The 12,752-nt window shown below is 46.1% G+C and carries 9 protein-coding genes; all 9 read right to left on the bottom strand.

Annotated elements, in window-relative coordinates; translation table 11 throughout:
- Window positions 1-61: 61 nt before the first annotated feature.
- The 9 genes from FYJ66_RS07115 to secA all read right to left on the bottom strand — a co-directional run bounded on the left by FYJ66_RS07115 (window position 62) and on the right by secA (window position 12,511).
- Complete coding sequence (locus FYJ66_RS07115; protein ID WP_206157028.1) at window positions 62-913, bottom strand: metal ABC transporter permease; 852 nt, start codon at window positions 911-913, stop codon at window positions 62-64.
- Window positions 913-1,644, bottom strand: a complete 732-nt coding sequence (locus FYJ66_RS07110; protein WP_154572820.1) for a metal ABC transporter ATP-binding protein — start codon at window positions 1,642-1,644, stop codon at window positions 913-915. The genes FYJ66_RS07115 and FYJ66_RS07110 overlap by 1 nt, the downstream gene beginning before the upstream one ends.
- A gap of 10 nt (window positions 1,645-1,654) precedes the next feature.
- On the bottom strand, window positions 1,655-2,791 hold the full coding sequence (locus FYJ66_RS07105; RefSeq protein WP_154572819.1) for a metal ABC transporter substrate-binding protein: 1,137 nt from the start codon (window positions 2,789-2,791) through the stop codon (window positions 1,655-1,657).
- 82 nt (window positions 2,792-2,873) lie between these two features.
- On the bottom strand, window positions 2,874-3,740 hold the full coding sequence (locus FYJ66_RS07100) for a YwaF family protein (protein WP_154572818.1): 867 nt from the start codon (window positions 3,738-3,740) through the stop codon (window positions 2,874-2,876).
- Window positions 3,741-3,785: 45 nt separating this feature from the next.
- Window positions 3,786-4,394 carry a class I SAM-dependent methyltransferase gene (locus tag FYJ66_RS07095; protein ID WP_154572817.1) on the bottom strand — a complete coding sequence of 203 codons (609 nt, stop codon included), beginning with the start codon at window positions 4,392-4,394 and terminating at the stop codon, window positions 3,786-3,788.
- 383 nt (window positions 4,395-4,777) lie between these two features.
- Window positions 4,778-8,017, bottom strand: coding sequence for an LPXTG cell wall anchor domain-containing protein (locus tag FYJ66_RS07090; RefSeq protein WP_154572816.1), 3,240 nt, complete (start codon window positions 8,015-8,017; stop codon window positions 4,778-4,780).
- A gap of 376 nt (window positions 8,018-8,393) precedes the next feature.
- The gene (locus FYJ66_RS07085; protein WP_154572815.1) at window positions 8,394-9,533 is read right to left on the bottom strand and encodes an RNA-guided endonuclease TnpB family protein; all 1,140 of its coding nucleotides are present in this window, start codon (window positions 9,531-9,533) and stop codon (window positions 8,394-8,396) included.
- A complete protein-coding gene (tnpA, locus tag FYJ66_RS07080) occupies window positions 9,514-9,930 on the bottom strand; it encodes an IS200/IS605 family transposase (RefSeq protein ID WP_154572895.1) in 417 nt (138 codons plus the stop codon). Before tnpA ends, FYJ66_RS07085 begins: the two co-directional genes overlap by 20 nt.
- A 148-nt stretch (window positions 9,931-10,078) precedes the next feature.
- A complete protein-coding gene (secA, locus tag FYJ66_RS07075) occupies window positions 10,079-12,511 on the bottom strand; it encodes a preprotein translocase subunit SecA (protein ID WP_154572814.1) in 2,433 nt (810 codons plus the stop codon).
- Between the last annotated feature and the right edge of the window lie 241 nt (window positions 12,512-12,752).

Genomic DNA, 12,752 nt, shown 5'->3' with positions numbered 1-12,752 from the left:
TCACGGCTAGTTAAAAAGCTCCGGCATGAGACAAAACTCTGCCGAAGCTTCATATTTTCTGTTAACTTCTTGAGGAATTGACGCTTCCCACTGCCCAGCAGATGGCGAACATCACGATTTGAGTGCACACAATAGTGGCACCTACAGGTGAACCGGCAACAATGGAAAGAAGCATCCCGATCAGCGAAGAGACCACCGCCAGAACTCCTGAACAGATGGTTACGGATCTGAAACTTCTGAATATTCTCATGGCTGAAAGGGCCGGGAAAATAATCAGGGCAGAGATCAGCAGGGATCCCACCAGATCCATGGCAATAACTATTACAACGGCCACAACAGTTGCGATCAGCATGTTATAGGCTTCGGTATGAACGCCGCTGGCTCTGGCGAAGTCTTCGTCAAAGGTTACTGCAAACAGCTTGTTGTAGAAGAGAATGAAAATCCCCACAACGACTATGGCCAGAATTACGGTGGACCTCACCTCTGTTGCCGACAATGTGAGGATCGATGTGGATCCGAAAAGGGTTGTGCACACGTCTCCGGAAAGGTTGGAGGATGCTCCGAAAACATTCATTATCATGTATCCGACGGCCAGGGATGCAACAGAAAGCATTGCAATAACCGCATCTCCGTTGATTTTCGAGTTTCTGCCCGTCCGCAGGATCAGAATAGCGCAGAGAATTGTGGCCGGCAGTGTAAACTGCACATAGCTGGTAAAATGCATTACTGTGGCTATGGAGATGGCTCCGAAAGCTACGTGGGAAAGGCCGTCTCCTATAAAGGAAAACCTCTTCAGCACAAGTGTTACTCCCAGCAGGGATGCGGCTAAGGATACAAGTACTCCCACAATCACTGCATAGCGGACGAATGGATAGATTCTAAGATATTCCATTGCCATTGAAATTCCGTTCATTAATTGGCGCTCCCTTCTGTGCTGGTCTCTGTTCCTGCAGTTGAGGCAAAGCCTTTTCCTGCTTCTGTTTCCAGGTAGTCCTGGACGGTACCGAAAAACACCTGATCCCCCAGGTGAAGGATGTGGTCGGCGTTGTTCAGTGCTCCTTCCATGTCGTGGGTCACCATTATGATTGTGACTTTGTGGACTTTGTTGATGTGCTTGATCAGGTTGTACATTTCTCCTGTTACTACCGGGTCCAGGCCGGTGACAGGTTCGTCCAGGACCAGCAGGTCGCCAGATGCTGCCAGAGCCCGGGCAAAGAGAACTCTCTGCTGCTGTCCCCCGGACAGGTTCCGGTAACAGGATTTTCTCAGACCGCCGATGGACAGCCATTCCATGCAGATGCGGGCTTTGGCCTTCTGGGCTTTGCTGTAGAAAGGTCTGAATCCCGATCCTCCCTGGCATCCGGAAAGGACTATTTCCTCCACTGAAGCTGGAAAATCCTTCTGAATGTCAGTTTGCTGAGGCAAGTAGCCGATTGTCCCCTTGTTCAGCTCATCGCTTCTTATTATCTGGCCTGACATAGGTTTGTGCAGGCCAAGAAGAGCCTTCATGAGGGTGGATTTTCCCGCGCCGTTCTCGCCGACTATGCAGAGGTAATCACCTTTTTCTACTGAAAAAGAAAGATCTCTGACTACCGGTATGTTTTCGTAACCAAGTGTTAAGTTTTTGCATTCTATCTGTGGCATATACTACCTCTTATCCAAGAGCCTTTCTTATTACTCTCAGGTTATTTCTCATTATAGAAATATATGTTACACCCTGGTCCATTTCCTGGTGTCTCACTGACTGCATGGAATCCAGAACTCCGATTCCCACGTTTTTCCGGCCCGAAGCTTTGATTATTGTTTCAGGCAGGTTGTCCAGGCCTGTCTCGGTTCTGAGGACCATTGGCACTTTAAGCTCTTCCGTTTTATTTGCCAGGAAAATAACTGTGTCGAAGCTTGCTTCGCTTTCTGCCGAGCAGCCGGCAAAGGCGGCATAGTACTTTATTCCGAACTCGTCAGTCAAATATCTGAAGGGGAACCTGTCTCCTACTATTATTGTCTTATGAGGGGATTGATTAACTGCATTTCTGAAGTCGTTCTGCAGATCTTCCAGTTTCTTGTCGTAGGAAGCGGCGTTTTTTCTGTAGGCTGCAGAATTAGATGGATCCATTTCTTCCAAGCGGTCTGCAATGGTATTTGTAAAAAGAATGGCGTTTTCCGGGGACAGCCACACGTGCTCATCGTATTCCAGGTCTGAATGGTCGTGACCGTCAGAATGGTGATGGCCTTCTGAGCCTTCATGGTCCTCTCCCTCTTCTTCCATGCCTTTGACTCTCTCCTCAAGTTTTACTCCAGAACCCAGGACCTTCAGCATGTTCACTGTAACAGGAGGATTGGAGCTGCTTTTCAGGACTTTGCTGACCCAGTTATCGGAAGGGCCTCCTACATAAATAAAAAGGTCTGCATCCAGGATCTTGCTGATGTCTGCAGCATCTGGCTGATAGCTGTGCATGTCAACTCCGTTGTCCAGAAGATATGTGACTTCTGCGTCATCAGCTCTGTCTCCAAGAACTTGCCTGGTCCAGTCCCAGGCTGCAAAGGATGTTGTGACTATCTTAAGCTTTCTGCCTGAACTGCTCTCACTGGTGCCAGAGGCTTCATTCTGAACAGCCGCAGTTCCCCCGGAACCGGAGTTGTTTTCCTTTTCCTGGCCGGCATTGGTGCATCCAGTGAGAACCACCATGGAAAGCATAAGAATAAAGGCAAGAACCCCGGGAAGGATTCTGTGTCCCCGGCTGGTCCTGCCTTTATCATCTGTATTATTTTTTTTGTTTTTTCTGTATGTCAAGAATTACCTCTCAAGCTTCTTACTTAACTGCATCAGTATTAGTAAGATACACTTAACTCATGGAAAAATCAAGTTGTTATTGTCATGCCTTTGTGATGTCACTTTTGTCGTCTTCTTCTGTTTTCTGTTTGCGCCTGTTCTGTATCCGCCTTATTGCCACAGGTGTGGAAGACTTACGCACTGAAGGTCCTAGTTTTTCCCATTTATAGTGCATGGGGCTGAACTTTTGCTGCAGAAACCTTGCGAAAAGCCAGGCAGCAAACACAGCAAAGAAATACACTGCGATTACTCCAATGGTAGTCAGGAACTGCAGATAGTGAGGAAGAGGCACGTTAAGATAACCTGTTGGAAGCTGTGGCGTCATGAGGAACATGTAATTCCAATCGAATAACATGTCTATTGTCAGTACAACAATTATCATTATGCTGTTTATAATCTGTGCTCCCCTTAAAGAACGTCTGTCTATTTCCTCGTCGTGATTGAGAATGCGCAGCAGTGCTGAATAAGCCAGCCCTATGTGTGTCATGAAAAATGCAATTCTCGTTACATGGGGGAAAGCAAAGGGCTTTGGAGATGAGTAGAATATAGAGCTTATGCCTCCATAGAGGGCCGTATATATTGAGAACTGCTCCAGGGGCATCCACCGCACAAAATATGTAAAGAGCAGCAGGATGCTGGCTATACGGCAGGCATAAAGAGGCCACTTGTCTCCGCCGGTTCCTGTAATGTAGAACCATACAAAATAGGTTCCCTGTCCTGATGCCATCACAAACAGGGAGATTTTCTCCAGTCTTCTCAGGAGTTTCTCTTTGCCAGGTTTCCTGGAAATTCTGAGCATCTGAACAAAGCCCAGAACAAATCCTAGAAAAATGGCTGCGTGTTCCGGTGACAGGGAATTGTATATCTGGTCGTATCCAGTTCTGTTTACATATTTGAATAAGTCGTACATGGCTTCACAATGTAATCATTACTTTAACTGTATTATTCGTATTTATTATTTATATCCGAGAATCAGAGCCGAATCCTCTGTGCCCCGGTGAGCTGACACACTGCTGAAACCGGCATCTTTCAGCATCTTCGTAAGCTCCTCAACAGTCCATATGTTTATTTCTCCGTAACTCCTGTCCCAGTCCTGGTGAAGGCCAGGTGTAACTGCTTCCAGGATAATTGCAAAAACGCCCTTGTCTTTCAGGACTCTGTGAATCTCCTTCATTCCTGCCGGCACGTCAGGCCAGAAATAAGTGGTTTCCATGGCTGTTACAATGTTGAATTTATCTGAGTCAAACGGCAGGGATGCCACATCAGCCTGTTCAATAAAAACACGGCTGTTCAGCTGGTCCTTATTATTCTCCCTTGAATATTCCACAGCCGTCTCTGAGTAATCTATTCCGTAGACTATGCTGTCTCTGCTCATCCCAAGCATCTGCCTTACTGTCTCTCCTCCGCCGCAGCCAACGTCCAGCATGGTCATCTCATCTTTCCATGGAATCATGGGAAAAAACTGGTCTCTCAGATACTGATGACTGTTGTTCATTCTCTCAAGCATGGTGCGGCCGTTGCCCTGATCAGGATTAGCCGGATTATAGTCTTTCTTCTGTGTCATAAGTTCCTCCCTGTATTTTCGATTTAGATCATCATCGTGATCATCTGTAACTTCTATATATATTGGTCTATTCTATGGCAAAAGACAGTTTACGGCAAGATGGATGGGGTGGTGGAAATGCCTTACAGCGGGATTTTGAAATTTTCATGGGGATTGCCTTACAGCGGGATTTTGGGTTCTTGGGAATTTCCGATGTAATTTGATCCGGTTTTACAGCGGAAACTGTGGTTCGGGACGAATCCCGCTGTAAGGCTTCCTCTCATCAAATAAAAAGAAAATTCCGCTGCACAAATCGCAAGGTGGACCTTGTACTGTGCGGCGGAATTTTCGACTTCAAACTGTTGTCACGTTACATTCCATGTCATGATAGCAGATAAAATTACCTATCTTTCTGTTTTTCTCTTTCTGGATGCTGCCAGTGCCGCTGCTGCTCCGGCAAGACCAAGAGCGGCAAGATCGAGATCTGTGCTGTCTCCCGTCTTAGGAGCCCTGCTGTTGTTCACAGCTGCTACCTTAGCCATAGCTGCCTTCCTTGCTTCTTCGGCTTTTCTCTCGGCATCTACGAAGCTGTCGTAATCAGCTTTTGCAATTGTATAATCTGCCAGAGCTTCTGCATAATCTGCCTTGGCGTTAGCGAAGGCAACGTCCTTCTCCTGGAGATCCTTCTGAGCCTCGTCCAGTGCAGTTTTAGCATCTGCCTCTGCTTTTCTGGCATCTGTAACATTCTGTTCCAGAGTAACCAGTTCAGGGAACTCTTCCTTGTATGTGGAAGGGTCCTCTCTTCTTACCTTCTGAGCGGAGAGAAGCTTTCTCTCTGCTGTCTTTCTATTTGCTACAGCATCGTTATAAGCCTTTTCCTTTTCTGCTACATTGCTGTCAGCATCAGCCTTTGCCTTTTCAGCCTTTTCAAGACCCACCTTAGCGTTATCAGCGGCTGTCCTTGCGTCCAGAAGAGGCTTCATCGCTTCAAGATCATCTGCCTGAGTTTTCTCAGTTGCCTTGAGGGCTGCATCCTTGTCGGAAGCTGTCTTCTCAGCTGACCTCTCTGCGGAATCTGCTGTCTTAACATCATTTACAGCGTTCTCATATGTTTCTGCAGCTGCCTTTGCGTCTGCAACAGGCTTCTCAGCTGCTTTATTTGCGGCATCGAGAGCTGCCTTAGCGTCATTCAGCTTGTTTGTCTTGTCAGCAACACTATCTCTTGCGTTCTGGATATTCTTGTCGAACACCTTCATGGCGTCATTGGCGTTATCCAGTTCGGTCTGTGCTTCCTTGACGAATCCTTCTGTATCCTTGATGTCATTCTCTGCAGAGGCTATCTCTTTATCCTTTGCGTCCAGTGCATCCTTTGCGGACTTTACTTTAGCGGCAAGGTTAGGGTTAGCCTTCTCGTAATCTGTCACTGCCTTTTGAGCTGCCGTTTCCTCATTCTGAGCTGCTGTCAGAGCGTCCTGAGCTGTTTTGAGAGCTGCTTCCTTGCTGGCTACATCAGTCTGATCTGCTGTGATCTCGGCTGTCTTATCTGAAACGTTCTTTGCGGCGTTATCAAGACCGGTCTTAGCGGTGTCTGCTACCTTCTTAGCTGCGGACTGATTGTCGTTAGCTGTCTTCAGGTAGTCAGGAGTGTAGTTGTTTGCCATAACCTTGTTGTAATCAGCCTGAGCCTTGTCGAGAGCTGCCTTCAAAGCAGAGACGTGGTTCGCAAGAGCTGCCTTGAACTCTTCCGGAGTGTAGCTCTTTGCATTTGGAAGAGCGTACTCTGAGTAGCCGAACTCCTGGGCAGTGACGTTTCCGAAATGTCCGCCATATCCAAAGGAGAGACCCGTAAGGTTATAAGTTCCCGTCACAGCCTGATAGTGTCCGTCGTAACTTGTACCTTTCTCCTGATCGATCCACCCGGCATACGGATCATCCCATCCGAATGCGAGGCATTCAGAGCTTGATTCGTACATATTATTGAATGATTTGTCCATATATCTAAACAGGATATGGTCACTGTCGTCTTTGGAACCGACCATTGCGGCCATTGCAGCCTGGATCATCATGTCAGGAGAGATCTTAAGAGGCGCGTGAGATGCTTCTCCCTTGTCATTCACATCAGCTGCCCTTCTCTGGTTACAGAGAGTGATAAGGTCAGCTGCATGGTTCAGCCCTTCTACAGAGAGTGCTCCATCATATGTGCCCCACTTATCCGACCATCCATAGAGGAATTCCTCGTCGATACCCTCGTTCAGGTTATTGATCTGATGATCCGTAGCTGTAATTTTTATGTTACTGTTTTTGATCGCATTCAGCCAGTCTTCAACTGTTGCTCTGGTCTGCACAGAGTCAAGGAAGGAAACTCCTGCCTTATTGTAGGCTTCCTTGGCATTGTTCAGGGTGTCAAGAGCGTTCTGCCTCTCCTGCGAGAGCTGTGTCTTCGCTTCATTTACTTTATTTGTTGCGTCCTCATAAGCCTTCTGAGCATTATTCAGTTCAGTCTGCGCATTTGCCTGTGCAGTCTTCAGTTCTTCGAGGGAAGCCTGATCATCGGCGAGCTTCTTATCTGCGGCATCCTTAGCGGACTGAGCCTTCTCTGCCTCTCCCTGTTTAGCAGCTGCAGCACCCTGCTTTTCTGTCAGAGTGTTCACCAGAGAAGTATACTGAGCAGATTCTGCTACTGCCTGGTCATACTGGGACTGGAGAGCTGCTCTCTCGTTTACGAGCCCGTCTCTTGCACTTACCGCCTGGTTATATGCATCCTTTGCGCTGGCGAGGCCGTTCTCTGCTCTTGTTACTCTCTGCTGTGCTGCTGCATACTCCTCGTTTCCTTCTGTCAGGGACGCAAGAGTTGCCTTGGCGCTGTCCAGCTCTGTCTGAGCAGCTGCTACATTATTATTAGCGGAGGTAATGGCATTCTGGGCATTATTCAGATTAGTCTGAGCTGTATCCAGCTTTGTTTTGAGAGCTGCTGCTGTATTCTGCTTTTCTGCGAGAGCTGCCTTAGCGGAAGCCAGATCCTGGTCAGCCTTTGCCTTTTCAGACTTAGCGTTATCTACTGCGGTCTGATCGCTCTTAATGGTCTGATCGGCGTTAGGATACTTTGCTTCTGCGTCAGCAAGAGCCTTGTCAGCGGCTTCCTTATTGGCAGTAGCCTTATCGAGAGCTGTCTTTGCCTCAGTCTGTTTCTGAACTGCGGAATCATAATTATCCTTAGCTTCCTTCTCTGCCTTCTGAGCCTCTGTCAGCTTTGCATTCTGGTTATTTACCAGGTTATTGAAAGCGTCATCCGCTGTTTTCTCAGCTGTTTCTCTGTTCTGTACAGCAGTGTTATAGCTATCATTAGCCTTGTTTCGGTTAGTCAAAGAGTCATTATAAGCCTGCTCGGCAGTATCCTTATCTGCTTTCTTCTGATTCAGCTTTTCATTGCTCTTATCAAGAGCTGTCTTAGCCTCTGCCTTAGTAGATGGCTTTACATGTTTTACATTTTCAACAGTCTGCTCTGCCTGAGTCCCGGCATTTTGAGTAATATCTGCAGGGACAACATCAGCGTAAACGCCACCTGCCATACCTGTGACCATAGATGCAGTGAGGGCTCCGGCCACACCAATTTTTTTCATTGTAGAATTTGAGCTGGTCATCATCTAACACTCCTATAAACGTAAAAAGCTACAAAAGAAATTATATAATTGTTTTTGCCTTAATATATACAAAAATAGTGTACCCCCCCCCCCGTATATTATTTTCAATACCATTTGGGTGAGAAGTACACGTTTTAACGAAATGTATTCAATTTTTCACAAAAGTGTCACTTATTGTTTCATCGTAGCCGGCTGTTCCTGTATCCGGAACCATATCTTCCTTAAAACCTGCCTCCGTGAACTACTCCGACTTATAGAAGTCGGAGCTTCCTGCTTCAACCACTACTGCGCCAGCCACGATGATACGCAACTTAACGTCTTACACAATGTCCACAGGCGTATAAGTTTGGGCTATTCCATCCCTACTATATATTTAGTTTTATGCTCCTTCAGTAAGGAGCCGTAATCCTTCGTTCAGAATATTGATAGCAGCATTCTGGTCGCGGCTGATCGCAAGGCCACAATCACATTTCATCTTGCGGATTTGCAAGTTCTTCATCTCGGGATGGAGCGTTCCGCAACGATGACATATCTGTGATGATGGAAACCACTTGTCCACCTTGACGAGATATTTATTCCTGTCAGATAACTTGTATTCAAGCATAGATAAGAACATCCCGTATCCGTTATCAAGAGTAGCTTTGCCGTTTCCAAAGCCATGATTGGCCATAGATTGCATATTCAAAGTCTCTACACAAACAACATCGTACCGATTGGCTATTTCGGTAGATATTTTATGCAGATTGTCCAAACGTTGATTTGCGATATGTCTATGGATTTTATTGACTTTAAGAAGCTGCTTCATGTAATTATTGGACTTTTTTTCATGCTTCTTAGATCCTCGCATACGCGACAACCTACGCTGTGCTTTAGCAAGCTTTTTGTGGCTCTCGCGATAGTATTTGTGGTTTGCTCCAACATGGCCATTACTGTCTACGTATAAGCCATCAGAAGCGTAGTCCAGGCCAATAGCGTTCGATTTGTCGGCCGCATAAAATTTTACAGCCTTTTCAAATTCAAAGAGTACAGAGATATAGTATTTACCATCTGATTCCTGAGATACGGTAGCAGACTTAATAACCCAACCATCAGGAGCGGTACGGTGAATAACAGCTTTTACCTTTCCGATCTTTGGAAGTTTGATATATCTGTTGTCTATGATGGCAACAGTGCCTTTCTGGTTGTTCGTGGTATATGTTTTGCGACTATGCCTTTTGGATTTGAATTTTGGAAACCCGTTATTCTTTTTACGGGACTTACTGAAAGCATTGCGGAAAGCCGCCTGCAAGTCCATTTGCTTATTAGCAAGAGCAAGACTATCCACCTCTTTGAGATAAGGATAATCTTTCTTGTATTTAGCAGGTGTTACAGTGGGAAATTTGCCAGTTTGTTTATACCCTTCAATCTTATCGGAGAGCATAAGATTATAGACCTTGCGGCAGCAGCCAAAGGTTTTAGCAAACATAACAGACTGTTCAGTTGTAGGATATATCCTGTACTTAATTGTTTTGTTTGGCATCTTTCTTACCCTGAGATCGAATGTATTGTTTAATAATATCTGCTGTAACATCGCCTGTGGTCAACAAGCAAAAGCTCTGCGACCAGAACATTTCTTTCCATAATGATTTACGGATCTGAGGATACTCTTTCTTGATCAGCCTGCTGCTTGCGGATTTATAAGCATTGATGAATTTGCTTAGTTCTGTATTAGGCTGTCCTCGAAACAGTATATGCACATGATCTGTGTCGTGATTCCACTCCTCTAACGTGATGTTATAGGAAGGAGCTATTTTCTCAAAGATTTCCTTGAGGCGATTTGAGATTTTATCATCTATCACTTTATTACGATATTTAATGCACATGATAAGATGATAATGCAGCACGAATACTGAATGATTATTATTGTCTAATTTCATAGTAGTTACAATCTTTATAATATTTACGACTGAATATGTTTTAATTATAACAACATGAGGTACAAAAGTCAAAAAAACGCCGTGTTTATCGCAATTCATCCCACCACCTATAGAGGTGGGGGATTTCTTGCTCACGGCTAGTTAAATTCTAGAGAAGCTCCACCTCTATCTGAAAGACCAGCTTCACTGTCTCGGCGCAGATTCTTTCATTCATCCTTTCAAACAGCCTCTTTCCATTCCTGGCATATTCCGTAACCGGGTCTTTCTGTCCAAGAGCCATAAGGCCTATACCTTTTCTCATTACCTCCATCTGTTCCAGATGGTCTGTCCAGCACCGGTCAATTACCGTGATCAATATCTTTTTCTCAACCATGCTGAACACCTGAGATCCGGTATTTCTCCTGGCTCTGTAATTGTTGATCAGGAACCTGCTCAACTTGTCAGTCACAGATTCCTCCGTAAATTTCATTTTGTCTTCTTCAGTCTCAGGAACTACGATTCTGATGTTTTTAAAGGCGTGGCCCAAATCTTCTGCAAGACCTTGAAAGTCCCATTCCTCGGGGAATCTCGACACTGAGGTCATTTTTTTTACAAGGGCCTCAACAGTCTCTCCGATCATTTCCTCAACCTGATTCTGAATGTCTTCATCTTCCAGAACTCTCTGGCGCTGGCCGTAGAGGATCTTCCTCTGTTGGTTCAGCACATCATCGTAATTTAGAACATTCTTTCTTATTGCGTAGTTGTTGCCTTCTACCTTTTTCTGGGTGTTTTCGATGAGGGCGGTGATTAATCGTGATGAAACTGGTCCTTTCTCCTCTGAACTGTGCTTGGCAGATATCTTTCCGGCCTCGTCCCTGCTGAATCTCTGGAGTAGCTGATCCTCCATGGACACATAGAAAACGCTTTTTCCCGGATCTCCCTGGCGGCCTGCCCTGCCCCGCAGCTGGTCATCAATTCTTCTGGACTCGTGCCTCTCCGTGCCTATAACCAGCAGGCCTCCCAGCTCCATCACCCGCTGGCGCTGTTTCTTGCAATATTGGACAAGCTTTCTCTTATCTGCAGACGTAAGGCTCTTCCGGGAGGAAACTGATTTTATGAGAAAATCAGGGTTCCCTCCCAGAAGGATATCGGTTCCCCGGCCGGCCATGTTTGTTGCTACAGTTACTGCTCCGAACCTTCCTGCCTGAGCGATTATTTCAGCTTCTTTCCTGTCGTTCCTGGCGTTAAGGACGGTGTGGACGATGTGCTTTTTTCTCAATAGAAGTGACAGATATTCCGAGTTCTCCACTGAGGTTGTGCCTGCCAGAACAGGCTGGCCCCGGCGGCTGGTCTTCTCAATAAGATCTACAACGGCCTCCCACTTTGCCTTTTCCGAAATAAACACCTGATCAGGGCAGTCGATTCTCTTTACAGGTCTGTTTGTGGGAACAGTGAGAACGTTCATATTGTAGATTTCTCTGAATTCGTCGGCCTCTGTTCTGGCTGTTCCCGTCATTCCCGAAAGCTTTCTGTACATCCTGAAGTAGTTCTGCAGGGTGATCATAGCCAGGGTTCTGTTCTCCGGCATTATGGTGACTCTCTCTTTTGCCTCTATTGCCTGGTGAAGACCGTCTGAAAACCGTCTTCCTTCCATCACCCTCCCCGTAAACTCATCGACTATGAAAACTTCTTTTTCCTTTACAATATAATCAATATTCCGGGCCATTATTAGATTGGCTCTGAGGGCCTGAAGAACGTAGTGACATATCTCCATGTTTTCCGGATCTGAAAGATTGCCGAGGGAATAATAGTTCTCAGCCTTTGAAACTCCTTGTTCAGTCAGGCTGACCTGCCTTTCCTTCCATTGGATTTCATAATCATCAGCACTAAGGCCCTTGACGAATTCATCAGCTTTAAGATATTCATCCTCTGATCTTGAAGGATCTGGCCCTGAAATGATCAGCGGCGTCCTTGCCTCGTCGATCAAGACAGAATCCACTTCGTCAATAATGGCGTAATGAAGATCCCGCTGTACCTGCTCCTTCCTGTCATCCGCCATGTTATCCCGGAGATAATCAAATCCGAACTCGTTAGCTGTGCCATATGTAACATCCCCGGCATATGCAGCTCTTCTGGCACCAGGTTCCATTCCGCTGAGAATACATCCTGTGGTCATTCCAAGATATGAAAACAAAGGTGCCATGGTCTCTGAATCTCTCCGGGCAAGATAGTCGTTTACAGTAACGACGTGAACCCCTTTCCCGTCCAGGGCGTTGAGATATGCTGCCGTTGTGGCCGACAGAGTTTTCCCCTCCCCGGTCATCATCTCCGCAATATCTCCTCTGTCCAGTGTGATTCCTCCAATGAGCTGGACGTCGAAGTGGCGCATTCCAAGAACTCTCCTGGATGCTTCACGGCAGACAGCAAAGGCCTCCGGCAGAATATCCCTGTGAGTTTCCCCCCTGCTGAGCCGGAGCTTGAAATTTCTGGTGGCATTTTGAAAATCCTCTGGCTCAAAGTTTCTGATTCTTTCTTCCAGGCTGTTGATTATCCGGACCTGCTCCATAGCTGATTTCAGGTCTTTTTTCTGATTAAAATTCATTGCAAAAATTCTTTCTGGTTTTCGGCAGGAAACGAATACCCTTATTGTATCCGCATTTGATGCTTAATAACATCAGCGGGTAGTATTATACATCAACATTAACTAACGTGAACCACCTGTCAGTGAACTCGTAAAACCCCTGCACACAGGAACAGCCGGACCCGTCATATTAAACGAGTCCGGCTGTTGAATTTTTCCCGGTTAACTAAAGTGATGGAAGTCCAGGCTTCAGCACTGGATT

The sequence above is a fragment of the Allobaileyella intestinalis genome (assembly GCF_009695865.1).
Taxonomy (GTDB): Bacteria; Bacillota; Clostridia; order Peptostreptococcales; family Anaerovoracaceae; genus Allobaileyella; species Allobaileyella intestinalis.
Note: the sequence above shows the minus strand (reverse complement) of the source record. Positions and strands in the feature narration are given on the sequence as shown.